This is a genomic window from Streptomyces sp. NPDC053513 (genome assembly GCF_044544765.1).
Classification (GTDB): Bacteria; Actinomycetota; Actinomycetes; order Streptomycetales; family Streptomycetaceae; genus Streptomyces; species Streptomyces litmocidini.
The window spans coordinates 62,676-85,283 of the sequence record NZ_JBITXP010000028.1 but is presented as its reverse complement, the minus strand read 5'-3'; the positions used below and the strand labels follow the sequence as shown (position 1 = coordinate 85,283).

18 protein-coding genes are annotated in these 22,608 nt (G+C 73.0%); 12 read left to right on the top strand and 6 right to left on the bottom strand.

The window, feature by feature from the left end; all coding sequences use genetic code 11:
- Window position 1: 1 nt before the first annotated feature.
- Together ACIGW4_RS32385 and ACIGW4_RS32380 are read left to right on the top strand one after the other, a co-directional pair.
- Window positions 2-427 (top strand): hypothetical protein, encoded by a 426-nt coding sequence (locus tag ACIGW4_RS32385; RefSeq protein WP_359590078.1) that lies wholly within the window; start codon window positions 2-4, stop codon window positions 425-427.
- A 55-nt stretch (window positions 428-482) separates the two neighbouring features.
- Window positions 483-971 (top strand): GNAT family N-acetyltransferase, encoded by a 489-nt coding sequence (locus tag ACIGW4_RS32380; RefSeq protein ID WP_399584686.1) that lies wholly within the window; start codon window positions 483-485, stop codon window positions 969-971.
- A 16-nt stretch (window positions 972-987) separates the two neighbouring features.
- Here ACIGW4_RS32380 and ACIGW4_RS32375 read toward each other — a convergent pair whose 3' ends face one another.
- Both ACIGW4_RS32375 and ACIGW4_RS32370 read right to left on the bottom strand, forming a co-directional pair.
- Window positions 988-1,419 carry a VOC family protein gene (locus ACIGW4_RS32375; RefSeq protein ID WP_123451656.1) on the bottom strand — a complete coding sequence of 144 codons (432 nt, stop codon included), beginning with the start codon at window positions 1,417-1,419 and terminating at the stop codon, window positions 988-990.
- 550 nt (window positions 1,420-1,969) lie between these two features.
- Complete coding sequence (locus ACIGW4_RS32370) at window positions 1,970-4,090, bottom strand: PIG-L family deacetylase (protein ID WP_399584683.1); 2,121 nt, start codon at window positions 4,088-4,090, stop codon at window positions 1,970-1,972.
- A gap of 252 nt (window positions 4,091-4,342) precedes the next feature.
- On the opposite strand from ACIGW4_RS32370, the gene ACIGW4_RS32365 reads away from it, so the two are divergent.
- Window positions 4,343-7,330, top strand: a complete 2,988-nt coding sequence (locus ACIGW4_RS32365; protein ID WP_399584682.1) for a bifunctional [glutamine synthetase] adenylyltransferase/[glutamine synthetase]-adenylyl-L-tyrosine phosphorylase — start codon at window positions 4,343-4,345, stop codon at window positions 7,328-7,330.
- Here ACIGW4_RS32365 and ACIGW4_RS32360 read toward each other — a convergent pair.
- The gene (locus ACIGW4_RS32360) at window positions 7,318-7,803 is read right to left on the bottom strand and encodes a MarR family winged helix-turn-helix transcriptional regulator (RefSeq protein WP_398710857.1); all 486 of its coding nucleotides are present in this window, start codon (window positions 7,801-7,803) and stop codon (window positions 7,318-7,320) included. The two genes, ACIGW4_RS32365 and ACIGW4_RS32360, sit on opposite strands and share 13 nt — an antisense overlap.
- A gap of 63 nt (window positions 7,804-7,866) precedes the next feature.
- Here ACIGW4_RS32360 and ACIGW4_RS32355 point away from each other — a divergent pair, with 63 nt between their 5' ends.
- Window positions 7,867-8,277 (top strand): VOC family protein, encoded by a 411-nt coding sequence (locus tag ACIGW4_RS32355; RefSeq protein WP_399584679.1) that lies wholly within the window; start codon window positions 7,867-7,869, stop codon window positions 8,275-8,277.
- A gap of 24 nt (window positions 8,278-8,301) precedes the next feature.
- On the opposite strand, the gene ACIGW4_RS32350 is transcribed toward ACIGW4_RS32355, so the two are convergent.
- The gene (locus ACIGW4_RS32350; RefSeq protein ID WP_398710859.1) at window positions 8,302-8,916 is read right to left on the bottom strand and encodes a TetR/AcrR family transcriptional regulator; all 615 of its coding nucleotides are present in this window, start codon (window positions 8,914-8,916) and stop codon (window positions 8,302-8,304) included.
- A 111-nt stretch (window positions 8,917-9,027) separates the two neighbouring features.
- On the opposite strand from ACIGW4_RS32350, the gene ACIGW4_RS32345 reads away from it, so the two are divergent.
- Both ACIGW4_RS32345 and ACIGW4_RS32340 read left to right on the top strand, forming a co-directional pair.
- Window positions 9,028-10,569 (top strand): APC family permease, encoded by a 1,542-nt coding sequence (locus tag ACIGW4_RS32345; protein ID WP_399584676.1) that lies wholly within the window; start codon window positions 9,028-9,030, stop codon window positions 10,567-10,569.
- A complete protein-coding gene (locus ACIGW4_RS32340; RefSeq protein ID WP_399584675.1) occupies window positions 10,479-12,047 on the top strand; it encodes an amidohydrolase in 1,569 nt (522 codons plus the stop codon). Before ACIGW4_RS32345 ends, ACIGW4_RS32340 begins: the two co-directional genes overlap by 91 nt.
- A gap of 172 nt (window positions 12,048-12,219) precedes the next feature.
- On the opposite strand, the gene ACIGW4_RS32335 is transcribed toward ACIGW4_RS32340, so the two are convergent.
- On the bottom strand, window positions 12,220-13,128 hold the full coding sequence (locus tag ACIGW4_RS32335; RefSeq protein WP_359590099.1) for a phosphatase PAP2 family protein: 909 nt from the start codon (window positions 13,126-13,128) through the stop codon (window positions 12,220-12,222).
- A 74-nt stretch (window positions 13,129-13,202) separates the two neighbouring features.
- On the bottom strand, window positions 13,203-14,237 hold the full coding sequence (locus tag ACIGW4_RS32330; RefSeq protein WP_123451638.1) for a LacI family DNA-binding transcriptional regulator: 1,035 nt from the start codon (window positions 14,235-14,237) through the stop codon (window positions 13,203-13,205).
- A 336-nt stretch (window positions 14,238-14,573) separates the two neighbouring features.
- Here ACIGW4_RS32330 and ACIGW4_RS32325 point away from each other — a divergent pair, with 336 nt between their 5' ends.
- From ACIGW4_RS32325 to ACIGW4_RS32300, 6 genes are all read left to right on the top strand, one after another.
- Window positions 14,574-15,851 carry an extracellular solute-binding protein gene (locus tag ACIGW4_RS32325; protein WP_359590102.1) on the top strand — a complete coding sequence of 426 codons (1,278 nt, stop codon included), beginning with the start codon at window positions 14,574-14,576 and terminating at the stop codon, window positions 15,849-15,851.
- 19 nt (window positions 15,852-15,870) lie between these two features.
- Complete coding sequence (locus ACIGW4_RS32320) at window positions 15,871-16,884, top strand: carbohydrate ABC transporter permease (protein ID WP_123451634.1); 1,014 nt, start codon at window positions 15,871-15,873, stop codon at window positions 16,882-16,884.
- Window positions 16,881-17,750 (top strand): sugar ABC transporter permease, encoded by an 870-nt coding sequence (locus ACIGW4_RS32315; protein ID WP_398710861.1) that lies wholly within the window; start codon window positions 16,881-16,883, stop codon window positions 17,748-17,750. Before ACIGW4_RS32320 ends, ACIGW4_RS32315 begins: the two co-directional genes overlap by 4 nt.
- A gap of 62 nt (window positions 17,751-17,812) precedes the next feature.
- Complete coding sequence (locus ACIGW4_RS32310; protein WP_399584670.1) at window positions 17,813-19,486, top strand: glycoside hydrolase family 13 protein; 1,674 nt, start codon at window positions 17,813-17,815, stop codon at window positions 19,484-19,486.
- 180 nt (window positions 19,487-19,666) lie between these two features.
- A complete protein-coding gene (locus tag ACIGW4_RS32305; protein ID WP_399584666.1) occupies window positions 19,667-20,737 on the top strand; it encodes a LacI family DNA-binding transcriptional regulator in 1,071 nt (356 codons plus the stop codon).
- Between the two features lie 122 nt (window positions 20,738-20,859).
- Window positions 20,860-22,545 (top strand): carbohydrate-binding module family 20 domain-containing protein, encoded by a 1,686-nt coding sequence (locus tag ACIGW4_RS32300; protein WP_399584664.1) that lies wholly within the window; start codon window positions 20,860-20,862, stop codon window positions 22,543-22,545.
- Window positions 22,546-22,608: the final 63 nt, after the last annotated feature.

Sequence of the window (22,608 nt, the reverse complement as noted above, 5' to 3'; positions counted from 1 at the left end):
CGTGGCCGGCGTGGAGCTCGTGCCCGTGTTCGCCAACCGCCTGGCGAACACGGCGCTCGGCGTCGTGTGCGGACTCGGCTGCCTCGCGTACGGGGCGGAGGCCGGGCCCCTGTGGGCGCGGATGGCGGCGGCGGTCGCTGTTCCGGGCTGTGCCGTCCTGGCGGTGCGGGGCTACCGGGCGGGGGTCCGGTGCGAGGGGGAACGGCTCGTGGTCCGCGGGTTCCTGTGGACCCGGGTGGTCCCGCGGGCGTCCGTCGGCGAGGTCACGGACTTCCCGGCCGTCCGCTGGACCACCCCGGACGGGCGGAACCGGTGGACTCCGGTCACGGCCTTCGCCACGGTCTCGGGGGAGACAGGCGGAGCGCGCTCGCGCAAGCTGGGCCACACGGCGAGGCTCCGGCGCTGGGCGGCGCGCGGCCAGGGGTGAGGGGCCGTCCGAAACCCCGTTGCCCGGAGCCCGGCGGGCGGTCCAGACTGCCGCGGTGAAGATCGAACCCGTCGCCACCGCGCGGCTCGTGTTGCATCCGCTCGGCGAGGCCGAGGCCGAGCGCATCGTCGCCCGGCAGTCCGGGACCGGGGACCGCTGGGGGGAGGGGTACCCCGAGGACGGGGACGTCCGGGCCGCCACCGGCTTCCTGAACGGACTCGCCGAGCGGGGGGACCCGGGGGTGTTCCGGCCCTACGGGGTACGGGTCGACGGCGCCACCGTCGGCGGCATCGGCTTCCACGGGCCGCCGGACGAGATCGGGGTCGTGACCGTCGGATACGGCCTGACGCCCGCGGCACGGGGCAGGGGATACGCCTCCGAGGCGCTCCGGGCGCTCATCGAGGTCGCCCGGGTGGCCGGCGTCACCGGCGTGAAGGGCGACGCCGACCTGGACAACGTGGCCTCGCACCGGGTGATGGAGGCCGCCGGGATGCGGTGCGTGGCGCAGGACGACCAACTCCGCCACTTCTACCTGGGGTTCTGACCGGCCCCTCCCCGCGTCAGCGCTCCGACAGCTCCGACGGGGCCTCCTGGACGACCCAGCCGTTGCCGTCCGGGTCCTCGAAGGTCAGGAACGAGTTCCAGGTGCCGCCCTTGCCGTCCTCCCAGCCTGTCGCGCCGACGTGCCGCACCGGCGAGACGGCGACGCCCCGGCCGACCAGCTCCGCCCGCGCCGCCTCGATGTCCGTGACGCAGAGCTGGAGGCCGTGCAGGCCGCCCGGGGGCGTCGTCCTCGTCCCCGGCATCGGCGGCATGCCGCTCGTCAGCGCGATCGAGCAGCGCGAGCCGGGGGGCGTCGCCTGGATGATGCGGATGCCGGGGGCGACCTCCGTGTCCAGGTCGATGCGGAAGCCGCACTTCTCGCCGTAGAACTCCTTGGCCCGGTCCAGGTCGGTGACGGGGACGGGGACGACTTCCAGGGTCCAGTTCATGCCCCCACGCTCCCGCACCCCCCGGCCCCACGCGAACCCACCCCCTACGAACCGGCACCCCGCCCGGGCCCGCACCCGGCTGGGCGGCGCCCTCCCGCACCTCCGTGGGGGCCGCGCCCGGGTGGGCGGTGCCCCCCTGCCCGTGCGGGCCGCGCCCGTGCTGGGCGTTGCCCGCTGCCCGTGTGGGCAATCGTCCCGCAGGGCGGGACGGGTGGGCACACGGGACGGCGCCCTCCAGCGGCGCCTCCGCGTCCCGCGCCTGAACCCGCACCACCGGTGTGCTGTGCACGAAGTGCGGGTCCAGGCACCACAGCCTCGGGCGCCGGCAGGGCGCGGGTCCGTTGTGCCCACCCGTTCCGCCCCGGCGGAACGACTGCCCACAACGGGGTGGGCAGGGGCACCGCACCGGCGGTGTGCACCCACAACGGCGGGGGCACCGCCCGGAAGCCGCAGCCCGCAACGGGGCGGGTGGGCACCGCCCCGCGGGCGACTGCCCGCAACGGTGGGGGCGCCGCCCCGGTGGGCGCGCGCCCACAACGGGGTGCGGGGGTCAGTGGGGGGACGGGGTCCAGTGGAGGCGGCCGTCCAGGCCTATCGCCGCCACCCCGTCCGTCCCCGCGTCCGGCGCGCCGGAGAAGAGGAACTTCTCCAGCGTCCACACCGGACGCACCCCGCCCCGCCCGTGCGGAGCGGCCGTCGCCAGGAAACCGGCGCGGGAGCGGACCGCGAGCAGGCCGTCGCCGCCGCTCACCGGACCGAAGCCCGCCACGCCGGTGCCGGCCAGTTCGGTGACCGGCGAGACCGGGCCCGTACCGGAGAAGTCGGCGCTCCGCAGGTCGCCGGAGGCCGGCTTGCGGAACCAGAGGCGTACGCCGTCGCCGTCCGGCGCCGCGCTCGCGCTCAGCGCGAGGGTCGTCGGCGGCAGCCCGGTCGCCGCGGGCCCGGCCAGCGGCCCGCCGGGGCCCTGCTCGGCCCAGGCGAGGACGGTGGTCGGGGTGCTGGCGAAGACGTGGCCCCGGCCCTCGGCGTCCGTCGCCGCCACCGGGTCGCCGTACACCTCCGTGCCGCCCAGGGACCGCCACGGGCCCCAGCCGCCGTCGGGCCGCTGCTCACGGGCCGTCAGCCGGTGGTGGCTGTCGCGCAGGACGAGGGTGGCCCGGCCGTCGGGGGCCACGGTCACGGCGGGCGCGCTGATGTCCGAGGTGCCCTCGGCGTCGTTCCGTTCGGGCGTGCCGAGGGAGCGCCAGGGGCCGAAGCCGGCGCCCGGCGCGGTCTGGACGGTGGTGACCACCTCGCGCCGGTAGGCGGCCGCGTCGCCGCCGAGGGTCGTGCGGGTGCCGTAGACGGCGATGCGGCCGCCGGGCAGGGTCACGGAGGTGATTCCGCTGTCGAGGCCGGTGCCGGGCAGCAGTTCCGGACCCTGCCAGACCACGGCGTCCGCGGGCTTCCGCCAGGCGGCGAGGCGCCCGTCGAGGACGGAGAAGGCGTGCAGTCCGCCGGCCGGGTCGCGCTGGACCCAGGAGGTGGAGGTGCCCCGGGCGTACCGGACGGTCTGGGTCCAGCCCCGTCCGGCGGGTCGCGCGGCCACCTTGAGGTCGCCGCAGCCGACGTCGGGCCCGCAGTCGTGGACCCCGTCCAGCCAGGCGTACGTCTTCAGGGTCCGCAGCTTCGCGTCGGCGGTCTCGGGGTCGAGGGTGTGCGGCAGGGCACTGGTCGGGTAGCCGAGGTAGTTCTGCACGCCGACGTGGGGGTGGCCGGGCAGTTCGGCGTACCGGGCGAGCGCGGCCTGCACGAACCGCGCCCCGTACAGGTGGTCCTGGTGGTCCCGGAACTTCCCGCTCTTCGGGTACGTGCCGGGGCTCGGGTCCTGCATCCGGACGAAGGTCGGCCGGAACCGCTCCAGGAGCCCGGTCACCGTGGCCACGACCTGCTCCTTGGTGTAGGCGAAGTCGGCGGTGACGGGGGTGCCGGCGGAGCGCTGGGATTCGAGGGAGGTGATCCGGCCGTCCCAGAGGCCGTGGAGGCTGTGCGGCCGGTCGCCGTTGATGGCTCCGGCCTCGCGTATCTGCAGCCACACCAGTCTGATCTGCGGCCGGGCGCGCAGGGTGTCCAGTTCGGCCCACCCGCCGCCGGCCGTGGGTATCGCGGTCCGGTCCCAGGGGCTGGTCCGGCTGCCCGTCGCCATCTCGGCGTAGGCGGCGCGTATGCCGTTCTGCCGGGCCTCGGCGTAGCCGGCCTTGTCGGGCGCGGCGGCCCGGGCGTCGCGGGGGCGGGCGTTGACCCCGTCGGACTCGCCGGCGGTGAGGTAGACGGCGGCGAGGGGGCTGCCGGAGTGGAGGGACTGGGAGACGTCCGGGTTCATGAAGAACAGGTCGTCGTCCGGATGGGCCACGACCTGCATCACGGAGACGGGGGAACCGGTGCCCCGGGCGGGCGGCTTCACGGGCCCGGACCCGGGCTTGTCGCTGCCCGGCTTCCCGGCCTTCCCCCGCGCCTCCGCCGGCAGGACCTTCGCGGGCCCGTGCGACGGGTCCTCCGCCGCCTGCGGAGCCCCCGTCACCGTGAGGAGCCCGGCGAAGGCGCCGCCCACCAGGGCGGCCGTCACCGCCGTCGCGGCGGTCCTGCGGCGGGACGGGAGGGGGAGGGGGCGGAGGCGGCGGCGGACGGGCATGGCTCGGTGGCGTGCTTTCCCATGAGGTCGGACGGGCGGGGCGGTCCCGCGGAGGGCAAGACGAACTTTCAAGGAATACGGTTCATCGGGCCCGAAAAGCCACTGATGTGCGGGACATCACGTGTGATCCACCGCGGTCCCGCCGCGGCCCACCGCGACCCGTGGCCCCGGACGCCCGCGCCCCGCGCTGCGGATAGGCTCGTTCCCCCGGGTTCGCCCCTGGGATCGGACCTGCTCGGAGGGAGCGGCGGAATGACGGTGCCGGGACGCAGGAGCAGCACGTTCTCACGTCTGCTGCGGCACGGGTTCACCGATCCCTCGGGGGCCGAACGGCTCCTCGACGTGCCCGAGCTGTCCGCGCTGCGCGGCGACCCCGTCCTCCTCGACGCCCTCGGCGCCACCGCCGACCCCGACCTCGCCCTGCGCGGTCTGGTCCGCCTCGTCGAGGCGCAGGCCGAGACGGAGCGGCAGACCCTCACCACCACGCTGCTCTCCGCCAAGCCGTTCCGGGACCGGCTCCTCGGGGTGCTCGGCGCCTCGGAGGCGCTCGCCGACCACCTGGCCCGGCATCCGCGCGACTGGGAGTCCCTCGTCACGTACGAGGCGGTCGACCTGCACCCCGGGGTCGCCGAGTTCGAGCGGGGGCTCTCCGAGGCCGTCGACCCGGTGTCGCTGCGGGTCGCCTACCGCCGCTGCCTCCTCGCCATAGCGGCCCGTGACGTGTGCGGCACCGCGGACCTCGCCCAGACCGCCGCCGAGCTCGCGGACCTGGCGACGGCGACCCTGCGCGCCGCGCTCGCCATCGCCCGTACGGCCGCGCCCGCCGACGCCGCCATGTGCCGGCTCGCGGTGATCGCGATGGGCAAGTGCGGCGGGCACGAGCTGAACTACGTCTCCGACGTGGACGTGATCTTCGTCGGGGAACCCGCGGAGGGCGCCGACGAGGCCAAGGCGATCCAGGCCGCGACCCGGCTCGCCTCCCATATGATGCGGATCTGCTCGGAGACCACCGTCGAGGGCACCATCTGGCCGGTCGACGCCAATCTGCGCCCCGAGGGCCGCAACGGCCCCCTCGTGCGCACCCTCTCCTCCCACCTCGCCTACTACCAGCGGTGGGCGAAGACCTGGGAGTTCCAGGCGCTGCTCAAGGCGCGCGCGGTGGCGGGCGACCCCGAGCTGGGCGCCCAGTACATCGACGCCGTCTCCCCGCTCGTCTGGCAGGCGGCCGAGCGCGAGAACTTCGTCCCGGACGTGCAGAAGATGCGCCGCCGCGTCGTCGACAACATCCCCGCCGCCCAGGTCGACCGCGAGCTCAAGCTCGGCCCCGGCGGCCTCAGGGACGTCGAGTTCGCCGTCCAGCTCCTCCAGCTGGTGCACGGCCGCAGCGACGCCACCCTGCACAGCGGCACCACCCTCGACGCGCTCGCGGCGCTGGCCGCCGGCGGCTACGTGGGGCGCGCCGACGCCTCCCAGCTCGACGAGGCGTACCGGTTCCTGCGGGCCATGGAGCACCGCATCCAGCTGTACCGGCTGCGCCGCACCCACCTCGTCCCCGAGGACGAGGCCGACCTGCGCCGCCTCGGCCGCTCCCTCGGGCTGCGCACCGATCCGGTCGCCGAGCTCAACAAGGAGTGGAAGCGGCACGCCGCCGTCGTGCGGCGGCTGCACGAGAAGCTCTTCTACCGGCCGCTCCTCGACGCCGTCGCACAGCTCGCCCCCGGTGAGATCCGGCTCAGCCCGAAGGCGGCCGGGCAGCGGCTCGAAGCGCTCGGGTACGCGGACCCCGCCGCCGCCCTGCGCCATCTGGAGGCGCTGGCCTCCGGGGTGAGCCGGAAGGCCGCGATCCAGCGGACGCTGCTGCCGGTGCTGCTCGGCTGGTTCGCCGACTCCGCCGACCCGGACGCCGGGCTCCTCGGCTTCCGCAAGGTCTCCGACGCCCTCGGCAAGACCCCCTGGTACCTGCGGCTGCTCCGCGACGAGGGCGCCGCCGCCGAGAACCTCGCCCGGGTCCTGTCCGCCGGGCGCCTCGCCCCCGACCTGCTGCTCCGCGCCCCCGAGGCCGTCGCGATCCTCGGCGACCCGGGGGGCCTGAAGCCGCGCGGCCGGGATCACCTGGAGCAGGAGGTCCTGGCGGCGGTGGGCCGCGCGGACGGCGCCGAACAGGCGGTCGCGGCGGCCCGCGGGGTGCGCCGCAGGGAGCTGTTCCGTACCGCCGCGGCCGATCTCATCGGCTCGTACGGCACCGAGGACAGCCCCCGCGAGCCCGACCCGGGCGCGCTCGTCGACCGGGTGGGGGAGGCCGTCACCGACCTCAACGCGGCGACGATCGCGGGCGCCCTGCGGGCCGCCGTGCGCGCCGAGTGGGGCGAGCGGCTGCCGACCCGGTTCGCGGTGATCGGCATGGGCCGCTTCGGCGGCCACGAGCTCGGGTACGGCTCCGACGCCGACGTGCTGTTCGTGCACGAGCCGCGCGAGGGCGTCGACGAGCAGGAGGCGGCCCGGGCCGCGAACCGGGTGGTCGCGGAGATGCGACGGCTGCTCCAACTGCCCACGGCCGACCCGCCGTTGCTGATCGACGCGGATCTGCGCCCGGAGGGCAAGAGCGGCCCCCTGGTGCGCACCCTGAAGTCGTACGAGGCCTACTACCGCCGCTGGTCGCTCGTCTGGGAGAGCCAGGCCCTGCTGCGCGCCGCGCCGATGGCGGGGGACCTGGAGCTGGCGGACCGCTTCATCGAGCTCGTCGACCCGCTGCGCTATCCGGCGGAGGGTCTCGGCGAGGAGGCGGTCCGCGAGATCCGCCGCCTCAAGGCCCGGATGGAGTCCGAGCGGCTGCCGCGCGGCGCCGACCCGACGCTCCACGCCAAGCTCGGGCGCGGCGGCCTCAGCGACGTCGAGTGGACGGTCCAGCTGCTCCAGATGCGGCACGGCTGGGCCGAACCGGGCCTGCGGACGACCCGTACCCGCGAGGCGCTGGCCGCCGCCCACGCGGCGGGTCTGATCCCGACGGAGGAGGCGCAGACCCTCGACGAGGCCTGGGTCCTCGCCACCCGCGTGCGCAACGCGGTGATGCTGGTCCGGGGCCGTCCCGGCGACACGTTCCCGTCGGATCCGCGGGAACTCGCCGCGGTGGCGCGGTACCTGGGGTACGAGCCCGGCCACGTCGGCGAGATGGTCGACGACTACCGCCGGATCACCCGCCGGGCCAGGGCGGTCGTCGAGGAGCTGTTCTACGGGAGCTGAGGGGTGACCCGACGGGAATGGTCGGGCGGGCCCTGGAGCCCCTCGTGCACCCGGAGCAACAGGCCCTGGAGCAGGGCCCGTTCCTCCGGGTCCAGCGGGGCGAGCAGTTCGTCCTGGACGGAGCGGGCCTCGGCGTCGAGCTCCCTGAGGAGGTCTCGGCCGGCCGGGGCGAGGGCGACGGAGACCCGTCTGCGGTCCTCGGGGTCGCGCGCCCGCTCGACGTATCCGCCGGTGGCCAGCTGCTCGACCACCTTGGCCATGTCGCTGGGGTCGACGCCGAGGCGGACGACGAGGTCGCGCTGGGCGTGCGGGCCGAAGTCGGAGAGGGCGGCGAGGACCGCCATGTCCCAGAGGCGCAGGCCGCGTTCGGCCAGCCGGTCGGTGAGTCTGCCCCGGGCGGTCTTGCCGATCCTGGAGAGCAGATAGGTGCTGAGGCCGAGCAGGGCGGGCGGGGTGGATCGCGCGGAAGGCATGACCGAATTCTAAGGTCCGCTCCTATAGTGGGTGCGGACCTACTATTTTTCGAGGAGCCCGCCGTGCACGCCCCGTACCCCCGCCTGCTCGTCACCCGCTTCGCCGACTGCTTCCGCTTCTACGCGGCCGTCCTGCCGCCGCTGGCCGGCGCGGACCTCGACAAGGGCGGGCCGGACGGGCCGTACGCCAACTGGGAGGCGGACGGCCGGGGCGTCCTGGTGCTGTTCGACCGCGCCGCGATGGCCTCCGTCCTCGGCACCGGGGACCTGCCGGCCCGCCCGGAGCCGGCCCAGGACGCCGCGATGCTCGTGCTGCGGGTGGACGACGTCCACGGGGCCCTCGCCCTCTGCCTGGCCTCCGGCGGCACCCCCGTGCTCGGCGCGACCGACCGCCCCGAGTGGGGCCCCGGCCTGCGCACCGCCCACCTCCGCGACCCCGAGGGGCGGCTGATCGAGCTCCAGTCCTACAGCTGATCGGTTCCCGCGGCCGGTCGGCCCCTACGGCCGATCCGTGTCGAGCAGCGCCCGGACGTGGGTCAGATAGCCGGCGAGGGCCATCTCGAAGGCCCGGTCGGCGCGGCTCTCGGAGACCGCGCCGAGGGCGCGGGCCAGCTGGGGAGTGGCCGTCTCGTCGGCCAGCTCCCACATCATCTCGGGCGCGGCCATGTCGAGGGCCGAGCCGAGCACCAGGTTCTCCAGGCCGATGATCACCGGCATCACGTCCGCCAGCGGGAAGCCCTCGTCCAGGAGGCGGGCGACCGCCTTCTCGTACTGCTGGAGCACCTTGGGCGCCCGCACCGGCGAGGCGGTGAGCAGTGGGATCGTGCGCGGATGGGCGGCGAAGGCGGCGCGGTAGGAGCGGGCCCAGGCGGCCATGGCCGCGTCCCAGGGCGTCAGCTCGAAGGCGCCGTCGTCGATGGCGTCGCAGACCCGCTCGCGCAGCAGCTCCACGATGCCGTCCCGGCCGTCCACATGGTGGTACACCGAGGCCGTCTGCGCCCCGAGCCGGCGGGCGATCTGAGGGACGCTGAACTCGCCCTGCTCGTCGACGAGTTCGAGCGCGGTGGTGGTGATGCGCTCCCGGTCGAGGAGGGGTGTGCGCGGCCGGCCCATGAAGGTCTTCCCCCAGTTCAGGTCTTCCCGAATCGTTGGGGACGAGGCTACATTGCGCCAACCGAAAGGCTTTAGGTTTCCTGTTCCCGTCGCGGAAGGGCCTCCCCACCCATGTCGTCCAGCACGTCCGACGAGCCACCCGGGCTCCGCACCGGCACGCTCACCACCGCCGACATCTCCTTCTTCGTCGTCTCCGCCGCCGCCCCGCTCACCGTCATGGCCGGCGTCGCCCCCATCGCCCTCGTCCTCGGCGGCATCGGCGCCCCGGCCGGATACCTCCTCGCCGGCCTCACCCTCGCCGTCTTCGCCGTCGGCTTCACCACGATGAGCCGCCACGTCCGCAGCGCCGGCGCCTTCTACGCGTACATCGCCCAGGGCCTCGGCAAACCCCTCGGCATCGCCGCCGCCCTCGTCGCCATGGTCGGCTACAACGGCATGGAGATCGGCGTCTACGGACTCCTCGGCTCCGCCACCGCCGACACCGCCCACGCCCTGTGGGGCGTCGACCTGCCCTGGCTGCCGATCGCCCTCGCCGGACTGCTGCTCATCTGGTACGGCGGCTACCGCTCCATCGACTTCGGCGCCAAGGTCCTGGGCGTCCTCCTGGTCGCCGAGACCGGCATCCTCGTCCTCCTCGCCGCCGGGGTGCTCCTCAAGGGCGGCGCCCACGGGATCTCGCTCGGCTCCTTCGCCCCCGGCAACGTGTTCGTCCCCGGCACCGCCGCCGTGCTCGCCTTCGCCTTCTCCGCCTTCACCGGCTTCGAGTCGACCGTCATCTACCGCCGAGAGGCCCGCGACCCGGCCCGCACCATCCCCCGCGCCACCTACATCGCGGTCGGCTTCCTCGGACTCTTCTACGCCTTCGTCGTCTGGACCGTCATCCAGGCCTTCGGCGACGACAAGGTCGTCGAGGCCGCCGCGGGCGACACCGGCGGACTCTTCTTCACCGCCATCACCACCTACGTCGGCGGCTGGGCGGCGGACCTGATGCACCTCTTCATCGTGACCAGCATCATCGCCTCGCTCCTCGCCTTCCACAACGCGATCAACCGCTACGGCCTCGCCCTCGCCGAGGAGGGCGTCCTGCCCGCCGCGCTCGGCCGCGTCCACCCCCGCCACCGCTCCCCGTACCTCGCCGGCGCCGCCCAGACCGTGCTCGGCGCCGTCATCGTGCTCGGCTTCGCCGCCGCCGGCGCCGACCCGTACACCCAGCTGCTGCTCTGGGTGAACACCCCCGGCATGCTCGGCCTCATGGCGCTGATGCTGCTCGCCGCCCTCGCCGTCATCCGCTACTTCCGGCGCGTCCCCCACCGGGAGGGCGCCCTGCGCACCCTCGTCGCCCCGGTCACCGCCGCCGTCCTGCTGGCCGTCGCGCTCTGGCTGGTCGCCTCCAAGGTCGCCCTGTTCACCGGCGCCTCCACCACCGTCAACACCGTCCTCGTCGCCGTCGTCCCCGCCGTCCTCGTCCTCGGGCTCCTCCTCGCGCACCGGCTGCGCCGCAACCGCCCCGAGGTCTACGCCCGCTTCGCCGCAGAGCCGCCCACCGAAGGAGCCGACCCCCAGTGCCCGCACCCGACCTCCTCCTCGTCAACGCCCGCGTCCGCACCCCCGACCTCTCCCGGCACACCGCTGTCGCCGTCCACGACGGACTGATCACCGCCCTCGGCACCGACGCCGAGGCCCGCACCTGGGCCGGACCCGGCACCGAGACGGTCGACCTCGCCGGCGCCACCCTCACCCCCGGCCTCACCGACGCCCACAGCCACCCCGTCTGGGGCCTGGAGATGTTCACCGGCACCGACCTCTCGGCCGTCACCGACCTCGACGGACTGCGCGCCGCCCTCCGCCGCGCCGAACGCCGCGACGGCTGGGTCCTCGGCCACAGCCTCGACCACAACGTCTTCGGCGGCCGGCCGATCCACCGCGACCTCGTCGAGGACGCCCTCGACGGCGCCCCCGCCCACCTGCGCCTCTACGACGGACACTCCGTCCTCGTCAGCGGGGCCGCCCTCAAGGCCGCCGGCATCGAAGGCCCCCGCGCCTTCGCCCAGCACTCCGAGATCGTCTGCGACACCGACGGCCACCCCACCGGGCACCTCGTCGAGCACGCCGCCATGGACCTGATGACCCCGGTCCTGCCCGCCCAGCCCTACGCCGAGCGCCGCGACCGGCTCGTCGAACTGCTCGGCGCCATGGCCGCCACCGGCCTCACCGCCGCCCACGTCATGGACCTCGGCGGCCACGACGTCCCGGGGCTCCTCGCCGGCATCGAGGAGGACGGCGACCTGCCGGTCCGCCTCCGCCTCGCCCCCTGGTGCATGCCCGGCGCCGGCCCGGAGGAGCTCGACGGATTCGTACGGCTCCAGGAGCGGGCCGGACGCCTGTGGGCGATCGGCGGCGTGAAGTTCTTCATGGACGGCACCGTCGAGGGCGGCACCGCCTGGCTGGAGCACGCCGACTGCCACGGCCAGGGCACCGACGCCTTCTGGCCCGACCCGGCCGCCTACTCCGCCGCCGTGCGCCGGCTCCACCGGGCCGGGGTCGGCACCGCCACCCACGCCATCGGCGACGCCGCCGTCCGGCACGTCCTCGACACCGTGGAGAGCCTCGGCGCGGGCGGACCCCGCCACCGGATCGAGCACATCGAGACCGTCCCCGACGACCAGCTCGGGCGCTTCGCCGCCCTCGGCGTCGTCGCCTCGATGCAGCCCCCGCACACCGCGTACACCCGCGCCGACCACACCGACGAATGGTCCAAGCGGCTCGGCGAGGAGCGGGCCGCCCGCGCCTGGCGCTGCCGCGACCTGCGGGACGCCGGGGCGCACCTCGCGCTCGGCTCCGACTGGCCCATCGCCCACCACGACGCCCGCCAGGTCCTCGCCACCGCCCGCGCCCCGCGCGGCGCGGCCTCCGCCGGGCGCGGGCTCACCGGCCTGATGGCCCTGGAGGGGATGACCACGCACGCGGCGGTCGCGGCGGGGGAGGAGGCGGTGGCGGGCCGGATCGCCCCGGGCTTCCGGGCCGACCTCACCGCCTTCGCCGTGGACCCGGTGGAGGCGCCGGCGGACGAGGTCGCCGAGGCCCCGATCCGGCTGACGGTCGCCGGGGGCGGAATCACGTACAGGAACTGACCGGCCTGGATCGCGTACAGGAACTGATCGGCCCCGGATCGTGTACAGGAGCCGACCGGCCCCGGATCGCGTACAGGAGCCGACCGGGGTGAGGACACGTGCGGGAGCCGACCGGTTCCGGGTCCAGTGCGGGAGCCGACCGGTCCCGGCACGGGGTCCCGGTCCGGCCCGGTCACTTGCCGGAGGCGACCGGCTCCGCGTCGTCCTCGCGGTCCGTCCCCGCCACCGGGGGCGGGCCGCTCCGCTGCGGGGTCGAGGCCGCCGGCTCCACCAGCTTCGGCAGGCGGTGGGGGCGGGAGCCGTACCAGAAGTAGGAGACGGCGAAGCCGAAGGAGAGGCAGAGCACGCCGCCGACCGCGTCCATCCAGAAGTGGTTGGCGGTGGCGACGATGACGACGAGGGTCGCCGTCGGGTAGAGCAGGCCGAGGATCCTCGCCCAGGGCGCCCGGGCGAGCAGGAAGATGGTCAGCCCGCACCAGAGCGACCAGCCGATGTGCATCGAGGGCATCGCCGCGTACTGGTTCGACACGTGCTTGAGGTTCCCCGAGGCCATCGAGCCCCAGGTGTGGTGGACGAGCACCGTGTCGACGAAGTTCTGGCCGTTCATGAGCCGGGGCGGCGCGAGCGGGTACAGGTAGTAGCCGACCAGGGCCACACCGGTGGTCGCGAACAGGACCGTGCGGAACGCCGCGTAACGGCCCGGATGCCATCGGTACAGCCACACCAGCACACCGATGGTCACGACGAAGTGCAGCGTGGCGTAGTAGTAGTTCATCGAGACGATCAGCCATGTCACCGAGTTCACGGCATGGTTGACGGCGTGCTCGAAGGCGAGCCCGAGGGACTCCTCGGTCCTCCAGATCCAGTCGGCGTTCCTGAGCGCCTCGGCCTTCTGCTCCGGCACCGCGTTGCGGATGAGCGAGTACGTCCAGTAGCTCACCGCGATGAGCAGGATCTCGAACCAGATGGTGGGACGACGGGGCGAGCGGGCGCGCAGCCGCGCGAACCTTCCCTCGTCGGCCACGATGGGTGACGACGGGGTCGTCCGGCTGTCCAAGCTCTTCACGGTCGTTTCACCCATAGCGAGAGAGTCTGCCAGATCCCGCCCCCCGACCGATCATCCCTCGGTCGGGTCCGGGCTGCACCCGCTCCCCCTCAGGAAGGAGTGCGCGCGGGGGAGGGGGCCGACGCGGTCGAACCGCGGACCACCAGCTCGGGCATGAAGACGAACTCGGAGTGCGGAGCCGGGGTGCCCCCCACCTCCTCCAGGAGCGCGCGGACCGCGGCCTGCCCCATCGCCTGCACCGGCTGCCGGATCGTGGTGAGCGGCGGGTCGGTGAACGCTATGAGCGGAGAGTCGTCGAAACCGACGACCGAGACGTCCCGGGGGACCTCGAGACCCTGCTGCCGGGCCGCCCGGATCGCGCCGAGCGCCATCATGTCGCTCGCGCAGACGACCGCCGTGCAGCCGCGGGAGATCAGCGCCCCGGCCGCGGCCTGGCCGCCCTCCAGGGTGTAGAGGGAGTGCTGGATCAGCTCCTCGGACTCCTCGGGCGAGAGGCCGAACCGCTCCGCCATGCCCTGCTGGAAGCCCTCTATCTTGCGCAGCACCGGCACGAACCGCTTCGGTCCGACGGCGAGGCCGATCCGGGTGTGCCCGAGGGCGGCCAGGTGCGTCACGGCCAGCCGCATCGCCGCCCGGTCGTCGGGGGAGACGAAGGGCGCCTGGACCTTCGGGGAGAAGCCGTTGAGGAGGACGTACGGGACGCCCTTGCCGCGCAGCTGGTCGTAGCGCGTCATGTCGGCGGTGGTGTCGGCGTGCAGGCCGGAGACGAAGATGATGCCGGCGACGCCGCGCTCCACCAGCATGTCGGTGAGCTCGTCCTCGGTGGACCCGCCGGGGGTCTGGGTGGCGAGGACCGGGGTGTACCCCTGCCGGGTCAGGGCCTGTCCGATGACCTGGGCGAGGGCGGGGAAGATCGGGTTGTCCAGCTCCGGGGTGATGAGACCGACGAGCCCCGCGCTGCGCTGCCGCAGACGCACGGGCCGCTCGTAGCCGAGCACGTCGAGCGCGGCAAGGACGGACTCGCGGGTGGCGGCGGCCACTCCCGCCTTGCCGTTGAGCACGCGGCTGACTGTGGCCTCACTGACCCCCGCCTGGGCTGCGATGTCGGAGAGCCGCGCGGTCATGAGAGTGGACTGTACCGGTCACGGGGCGTGTTGCCCACCGCCACCCCCAGGTTGCCTCCGACGTCGTCCCGCTGCAAGGAATTGCAGTCCTTGCCGTCGTCTTGCGTGGGCATTCGGGCGAGAAAGGGGGGCGATCGCCCCTGTCAAGCGATCCTTCGGCAACCTTCGGGACACGCGGATGTAACGATCGCCGGACCTTGCAGAAAGTTCTCGCAAGGTCTTTCGGCGCGTTTTCATCCCTGTTACGTTCCTGGCAACCCGGAGCGCCGCGAGGGAGCGGTCGCATGAGGAAGGTTCCAGCCCCTCGTCACCCCCGGGATCATCGAAGGAGTTCACATGCGGCGTGGCATAGCGGCTACCGCGCTGGTCGCGGCCCTGGGCGTGACCCTGGCGGCGTGCGGCGGCAGCGACAGCGGTTCCAACGGCGGCTCCAAGGGCTCGGGCGAGCTCTCCGGCACCGTGACCTGGTGGGACACCTCCACGGTCGGCTCCGAGGACAAGGTCTTCAAGAAGATCGCCGAGGACTTCACCAAGGCGCACCCCAAGGTCACCGTCAAGTACGTGAACGTGCCCTTCGGCGAGGCGCAGAACAAGTTCAAGAACGCCGCGCAGTCCGGCTCCGGCGCGCCCGACGTCATCCGCTCCGAGGTCGCCTGGACCCCCGAGTTCGCCGACCTCGGCTACCTCGCCCCGCTGGACGGCACCCCGGCCCTCAAGAACCAGGACGACTTCCTCAAGCAGGCGGCCGCCTCCACCAAGTACAACGGCAAGACCTACGCCGTCCCGCAGGTCATCGACTCCATGGGCATCTTCTACAACAAGAAGATCTTCAAGGATGCCGGCGTCCAGGTCCCCAAGACCATCGACGAGCTCAAGGCCGTCTCCGCCAAGATCAAGCAGAAGACCGGCAAGACCGGCCTGTACCTGCGCGGCGACGACGCCTACTGGTTCCTCTCCTTCCTGTACGGCGAGGGCGGCGACCTGGTCGACGCCGAGAACAAGAAGATCACCGTCGACAACCCGGCCGGCGTGAAGGCCTTCAAGGTCGTCAAGGACCTGGTGGACTCCGGCGCCGCCAAGACGGACGCGACCGACGGCTGGAACAACATGCAGACCGCCTTCAAGGAGGGCAAGGTCGCCATGATGATCAACGGCCCCTGGGCCGTCGCCGACACCTACGCCGGCAAGGAGTTCGCCGACAAGGCCAACCTGGGCATCGCCCCGGTCCCGGCCGGCTCGGCCGGCCAGGGCGCCCCGCAGGGCGGCCACAACCTCGCCGTCTACGCGGGCTCCAAGAACCTCGACGCCTCCTACGCCTTCGCCGAGTACATGACCTCGGTCGAGACCCAGGCGAAGGTCTCGAAGGAGCTCAGCCTCCTCCCCACCCGCGAGTCGGTCTACATCAAGCCGGACGTCGCGACCAACGAGCAGATCGCCTTCTTCAAGCCGGTCGTCGAGAAGGCCGTCGAGCGCCCCTGGATCCCGGAGACCGGCAGCCTCTTCGCGCCGCTCGTCACCGAGTACACCAAGGTCCTCACCGGCCAGACCACCCCGGAGACGGGAGCCAAGACGGTGGGCGACGGCTACCGCAAGCTCCTGAAGGACTGGAAGTAACAGGAAGGCAGGCCGGCTGATGGCCGTGGACACCACCGGCCAGTCGGTGGCGAAGGCCGCGGGCGACGACGTCGCCCGCGGCCGGAGCCGCGGAACTGGCAGTCACCGGGGCGCGGCGAAGCGCTCCCTCTCCACCCACTGGTACGCCTGGGCGATGGTCGCCCCGGTGACGATCGTGATCGCCGTGATCATCGGCTACCCGCTGGTCCGCGGCATCTACCTGTCGCTGACCGACGCCAACGAGCGGAACGTCGCGCGGTCGATCGGTGTCAACCAGATCCCGGCCAGCTACGAGTTCGTCGGTCTGGACAACTACACCGACGCGATCACCGGGGGCCAGTTCCTCGGGACGCTCGGCTGGACGATCGTCTGGACCGTGTCGTGCGTGGCGCTGACCTTCGCCCTCGGCCTCGGCCTCGCCAACATCCTGAACCGCAGGATCGCCGGCCGCTCCGCCTACCGGCTCATGCTCATCCTGCCCTGGGCCGTGCCCGGGTTCGTCTCCGTCTTCGCCTGGCGCTTCCTCTACAACCAGGACAACGGGCTGCTCAACAAGATCCTCGCGGGCGGCGGCATCGACGCCGTCCCGTGGCTCAACGACCCGGCCTGGGCCAAGCTCTCGGTCGTCGCGACCAACGTCTGGCTCGGCGTCCCGTTCATGATGGTCGCCCTCCTCGGCGGACTCCAGTCCATCCCCGGCGAGCTGTACGAGGCCGCCGAGATGGACGGCGCGAGCGCCTGGCAGCGCTTCCGGCACATCACCATGCCGGGGCTCCGGTCCGTCAGCACCACCGTGATCCTGCTGAGCACCATCTGGACCTTCAACATGTTCCCGGTGATCTTCCTGCTCACCCGGGGCGGGCCCGGCGAGGCCACCCAGATCCTCGTCACCCAGGCCTACAAGTTCTCCTTCGAGGTCAGCCCGCGCGACTTCGCCCAGTCGTCCACGTGGGGCGTGCTCATCCTGGTCCTCCTGATGATCTTCGCCGCGTTCTACCAGCGCGTCCTCCGCAAGCAGGGAGAAGTCTGGTGACCACCACGACCCCCGCCCCCCAGACCCTGAACGCCCCGATCCGGGGCCGCCGCTCCCCGCTCGCCTCGGTCGGCCTGCACCTCACGCTGATCGTGGCCTCCGTGATCGCCGTCTTCCCGGTGCTGTGGGTCCTGCTGACCTCGCTGAAGCCGGCGAAGTTCGCGACCACCACGGACTTCTTCAAAGAGACGACGTTCGAGAACTACACGAACCTGCTGAACGACACCCCGTTCCTCACCTGGTTCGGCAACTCGCTGCTCGTCGCCGGACTCACCACCGTCCTGGGCGTCTTCGTCTCCGCCACCACGGGCTACGCCGTCAGCCGCTTCCGGTTCCCCGGCAAGCGCGGCCTGATGTGGACGCTGCTCGTCACCCAGATGTTCCCGGTGGCCGTCCTGATCGTGCCGATCTACAACATCATGGCGACGATGGGCCTGCTCAACCAGCCGGTCGGCCTGGTCATCACGTACCTGACCATCGCCGTCCCGTTCTGCGCGTGGATGATGAAGGGCTTCTTCGACACCATCCCGCGCGAGATCGACGAGTCCGGCTACGTCGACGGCCTCAACCCGTTCGGCACCTTCTGGCGGCTCATCCTGCCGCTCGCCAAGCCGGGCATCGCGGTCACCGCCTTCTACTCCTTCATCACCGCCTGGGGCGAGGTCGCCTACGCCTCCGCCTTCATGGTCGGCGACGAGAACCTCACGCTCGCCGGCGGACTCCAGAAGTTCGTCAACCAGTACGGCGCCCAGTGGGGCCCGATGTCCGCGGCCTCCGTGCTCATCGCCGTCCCCGCGGCCCTGGTGTTCCTCTTCGCCCAGCGGCACCTGGTCACCGGCATGTCCGCCGGCGCCGTCAAGGGCTGACGGCCCTGAGCGCCCCGCCCGTACGCATCTCTGTACGCCCCTCCTTACCTCCCAGGGAAGACATGACCCAGCATCTCGCCACCCCGGCCGACGCCCCCACCACCGGCACGCACACGGGCTGGTGGAGAGACGCCGTGATCTACCAGGTCTACCCGCGCAGCTTCGCCGACGGCAACGGCGACGGCATGGGTGACCTGGAGGGCGTCCGCAGCCGGCTGCCGTACCTCAAGGAGCTCGGCGTCGACGCCGTCTGGCTCTCCCCGTTCTACGCCTCGCCGCAGGCCGACGCCGGCTACGACGTCGCCGACTACCGGGCCATCGACCCCATGTTCGGCTCGCTCCTCGACGCCGACTCGCTGATCCGCGAGGCCCACGAACTGGGCCTGCGCATCATCGTCGACCTGGTCCCCAACCACTCCTCCGACCAGCACGAGTGGTTCCAGCGCGCCCTGCGCGAGGGCCCCGGCTCGGTGCTCCGCGAGCGCTACCACTTCCGCCCCGGCAAGGGGAAGAACGGCGAACTCCCGCCCAACGACTGGGAGTCCATCTTCGGCGGCCCCGCCTGGACCCGTACGGAGAACCCGGACGGCACCCCCGGCGACTGGTACCTCCACCTCTTCGCCCCGGAGCAGCCCGACTTCAACTGGGAGCACCCCGCCGTCCGCGACGAGTTCCGCTCCATCCTGCGGTTCTGGCTCGACATGGGCGTCGACGGCTTCCGCGTCGACGTCGCGCACGGCCTGGTCAAGGCCGCCGGTCTGCCCGACATCGGCGCCCACGACCAGCTGAAGCTGCTCGGCAACGACGTCATGCCCTTCTTCGACCAGGACGGCGTCCACCAGATCTACCGCTCCTGGCGGCAGATCCTCGCCGAGTACGACGGGGAGCGCATCCTCGTCGCCGAGGCCTGGACCCCGACCGTCGCCCGCACCGCGAACTACGTGCGCCCCGACGAGATGCACCAGGCCTTCAACTTCCAGTACCTGGGCACCCACTGGGACGCCGCCGAGCTCCGCGCCGTCATCGACGCGTCGCTCGACGCGATGCGCCCGGTCGGCGCCCCCACCACCTGGGTGCTGTCCAACCACGACGTCACCCGGCACGCCACCCGCTTCGCCAACCCGGCGGGCCTCGGCACCCAGCTCCGGGAGGCCGGCGACCGCGAGCTCGGCCTGCGCCGCGCCCGCGCCGCGACCCTGCTCATGCTGGCCCTGCCCGGCTCCGCCTACGTCTACCAGGGCGAGGAGCTCGGCCTGCCGGACGTCACCGACCTGCCCGACGAGGTCCGGCAGGACCCGTCGTTCTGGCGGGCCAGCGGCCAGGACGGCTTCCGCGACGGCTGCCGGGTGCCGATCCCGTGGACCGTCGAGGGCTCCTCGTACGGCTTCGGCGACGGCGGCTCCTGGCTGCCGCAGCCCGCGACCTGGAGCGCCCTGAGCGTCGAGGCGCAGACCGGCGACCCCGGCTCCACCCTGGAGCTGTACCGCAGCGCGCTCGCCGTCCGGCGCGAGCGCCCCGAACTCGGTGCGGGCGACTCCGTCGAGTGGCTGGAGGCACCCGAGGGTGTGCTCTCCTTCCGCCGCGACGGATTCGTCTGCACCGCCAACACCACCGGCCGGGCCATCACCGTCCCGCTGCCCGGCCGGTATCTCCTCTCCAGCGGGGAGGTGGGCGGCTCCGCCGGGGAGGGGACGGTGGAGCTGCCCGCCGACACCACCGTCTGGTGGGCGGCGTGACGATCCCCCTGCCGCGGGGGGGCGGGGCCCCCGCCCCCCCCCGCGCCGCCCCCGCCCCCCCCCCCGGGGGGGGCGGGGGCGCCCGCGGCCGGGGGGCGGGGGCCCCGGGGGGGGGGGGGGGGGCGCGCGGGGGGGGGGGGGGGGGGCGGGCCCCCCCCACCCCCGGGGGGGGGGGGGGGGGTGCCCCCCCCCCGGCGGGGGGGCGCGGGCCCCGCCCCCCCGCGGCTCGCGGACATCGCCGCCCAGTCCGGGGTCAGCGAGGCCACCGTCAGCCGTGTCCTCAACGGCAAGGCGGGGGTGGCCGGCGCGACCCGGCACAAGGTCCTCGCGGCCCTCGACGTGCTCGGCTACGAGCGTCCCGTACGGCTCAAACGCCGCAGCGCGGGCCTCGTCGGGCTCGTCGTGCCCGAGCTGACCAACCCGATCTTCCCGGCCTTCGCGCAGGTCGTCGAGCAGGTCCTCGCCGGGCACGGCTACACCCCGGTCCTCTGCACCCAGATGCCCGGCGGCGCCACCGAGGACGAACTCGTCGACCAGCTCGTCGAGCGCGGGGTGGCCGGCATCGTCTTCCTGTCCGGGCTGCACGCGGACGCCTCCGCCGACCCCGCGCGCTACGCCCGGCTGACCGAACGCGGCGTCCCGTACGTCCTCATCAACGGCTACAACGAGCACATCGACGCCAACTTCGTCTCCCCGGACGACCGGGCCGCGGCCAGGATGGCCGTCCGGCACCTGGTCGAGCTGGGCCACGAGCGGATCGGCCTCGCCATCGGCCCCACCCGGTACGTGCCCTCGCGCCGCAAGGCCGAGGGCTTCACCGCCGAGCTGTACGAGCTCCTCGGCGTCGACCGGGCCGAGGCCGAACGGTTCATCAGGCCCACGCTCTTCGGCGTCGAGGGCGGGCACGCGGCCGCCGACGTCCTGCTCCGCGAGGGCTGCACGGGCATCGTCTGCGGCTCCGACCTGATGGCGCTCGGCGTCATCCGCGCGGTGCGCGCCCGCGGCCTCGACGTGCCCGGTGACGTCTCCGTCGTCGGCTTCGACGACTCCCCGCTCATCGCCTTCACCAGCCCCCCGCTCTCCACCGTGCGCCAGCCCGTGCAGGCCATGGCGACGGCGGCCGTCGGCGCGCTCCTGGAGGAGATCGAGGGGAACCCGGTGCAGCGCACGGAGTTCGTCTTCCAGCCGGAGCTGGTGGTGCGCGGTTCCACGGCGCAGCCGCCCGGCCGACTCCCGCACGTTCTTTCGTAACAAGTTACGTCGAGGTGTCCGGAGGGTTGACCGGGCGCCGGGGCACTCATACGGTCACGGCTGAAAACAGTTGCTGAACTTTTCGGCAACTTCTTGCGACAGTGAAGTCGGCAGGAGGAGACATGGCCAGAAAGACCGTGGCAGCTGCACTCGCCCTCGTGGCGGGAGCCGCTGTGGCCGTCACGGGCAACGCCCCCGCGCAGGCCGCCCCGCCGGGGGAGAAGGACGTCACCGCGGTGATGTTCGAATGGAACTTCGCCTCGGTGGCCAAGGCCTGCACCGACCAGCTCGGCCCCGCCGGCTACGGCTACGTGCAGGTCTCCCCGCCCCAGGAGCGCATCCAGGGCCCCCAGTGGTGGACCGCCTACCAGCCGGTCAGCTACAAGATCGCCGGCCCGCTCGGCGACCGCGCCGCCTTCAAGAGCATGGTCGACACCTGTCACGCCGCCGGGGTGAAGGTCGTCGCGGACAGCGTGATCAACCACATGGCGAACGCCTCGGGCACGGGAACGGGCGGGACCTCGTTCTCCAAGTACGACTACCCGGGCCTCTACTCCGGCGCGGACATGGACGACTGCCGCTCCACCATCTCCAACTACCAGGACCGCGCCAACGTCCAGAACTGCGAACTGGTCCAGCTTCCCGACCTCGACACCGGCGAGGACTACGTCCGCGGCCGGATAGCCGGCTACATGAACGACCTGCTGTCGCTCGGCGTCGACGGCTTCCGCGTCGACGCCGCCAAGCACATGCCGGCCGCCGACCTCGCGAACATCAAGTCCCGGCTGACGAATCCTTCCGCCTACTGGAAGCAGGAAGCCATCTACGGCGCCGGCGAGGCCGTCTCCCCGAGCGAGTACCTCGGCAACGGCGACGTCCAGGAGTTCCGCTACGCCCGCGACCTCAAGCGGGTCCTGCAGAACGAGAAGCTCGCCTACCTCAAGAACTTCGGCGAGGCCTGGGGCTACATGCCCTCCGGCCAGTCCGGCGTCTTCGTCGACAACCACGACACCGAGCGCGGCGGCGACACCCTGAACTACAAGGACGGCGCGAACTACACCCTCGCCTCCGTCTTCATGCTCGCCTGGCCCTACGGCTCCCCGGACGTCCACTCCGGCTACGAGTGGACCGACAAGGACGCCGGCGCCCCCAACAACCACCAGGTGAACGCCTGCTACAGCGGCGGCTGGAAGTGCCAGCACGCCTGGCGCGAGATCTCCTCCATGGTGGCCTTCCGCAACACCTCCCGCGGGCAGGCCGTCACGAACTGGTGGGACAACGGCGGCAACGCGATCGCGTTCGGCCGCGGCTCCAAGGCGTACGTGGCGATCAACCACGAGACCTCGGCCCTGACCCGCACCTTCCAGACCTCCCTGCCCGCCGGCACCTACTGCGACGTGCAGTCGAACACCGCCGTCACGGTGAACTCCTCCGGGCAGTTCACGGCCACCCTCGCCGCGAACACCGCCCTCGCCCTGCACACCGGGGCCATGGGCTGCGGCACCCAGACCGTCGCCGCCGGCGCCTCCTTCAACGTGAACGCCACCACGGTCACCGGCCAGAACATCTACGTCACCGGCAACCGCGCCGAACTCGGCAACTGGGCCCCCGCCTCCGCCCTCAAGCTCGACCCGGCCTCCTACCCCGTCTGGAAGCTGACGGTGAACCTGCCCGCCGGCACGGCCTTCGAGTACAAGTACCTCCGCAAGGACGCCGCCGGGAACGTCACCTGGGAGTCCGGCGCCAACCGCACCGCGACCGTCCCCGCCTCGGGCCAGATCGTCCTGAACGACACCTTCCGCAACTGAGCCTCCCCCTCGCAAAGGGCCGTCCCGCCGGGGCGGCCCTCTCTTCCCGTACCTCCAGGGAGC

What these genes read in the sequence shown, in the direction of transcription:
- ACIGW4_RS32350 (WP_398710859.1), bottom strand. Translation starts at nt 8,916, where the DNA reads ATGGGCCGGCCGCGCACACCCCTCCTCGACCGGGAGCGCATCACCACC.
- ACIGW4_RS32335 (WP_359590099.1), bottom strand. Translation starts at nt 13,128, where the DNA reads ATGGGTGAAACGACCGTGAAGAGCTTGGACAGCCGGACGACCCCGTCG.
- ACIGW4_RS32365 (WP_399584682.1), top strand. Translation starts at nt 4,343, where the DNA reads ATGACGGTGCCGGGACGCAGGAGCAGCACGTTCTCACGTCTGCTGCGG.
- ACIGW4_RS32310 (WP_399584670.1), top strand. Translation starts at nt 17,813, where the DNA reads ATGACCCAGCATCTCGCCACCCCGGCCGACGCCCCCACCACCGGCACG.
- ACIGW4_RS32320 (WP_123451634.1), top strand. Translation starts at nt 15,871, where the DNA reads ATGGCCGTGGACACCACCGGCCAGTCGGTGGCGAAGGCCGCGGGCGAC.
- ACIGW4_RS32345 (WP_399584676.1), top strand. Translation starts at nt 9,028, where the DNA reads ATGTCGTCCAGCACGTCCGACGAGCCACCCGGGCTCCGCACCGGCACG.
- ACIGW4_RS32330 (WP_123451638.1), bottom strand. Translation starts at nt 14,237, where the DNA reads ATGACCGCGCGGCTCTCCGACATCGCAGCCCAGGCGGGGGTCAGTGAG.
- ACIGW4_RS32300 (WP_399584664.1), top strand. Translation starts at nt 20,860, where the DNA reads ATGGCCAGAAAGACCGTGGCAGCTGCACTCGCCCTCGTGGCGGGAGCC.
- ACIGW4_RS32370 (WP_399584683.1), bottom strand. Translation starts at nt 4,090, where the DNA reads ATGCCCGTCCGCCGCCGCCTCCGCCCCCTCCCCCTCCCGTCCCGCCGC.
- ACIGW4_RS32375 (WP_123451656.1), bottom strand. Translation starts at nt 1,419, where the DNA reads ATGAACTGGACCCTGGAAGTCGTCCCCGTCCCCGTCACCGACCTGGAC.
- ACIGW4_RS32360 (WP_398710857.1), bottom strand. Translation starts at nt 7,803, where the DNA reads ATGCCTTCCGCGCGATCCACCCCGCCCGCCCTGCTCGGCCTCAGCACC.
- ACIGW4_RS32325 (WP_359590102.1), top strand. Translation starts at nt 14,574, where the DNA reads ATGCGGCGTGGCATAGCGGCTACCGCGCTGGTCGCGGCCCTGGGCGTG.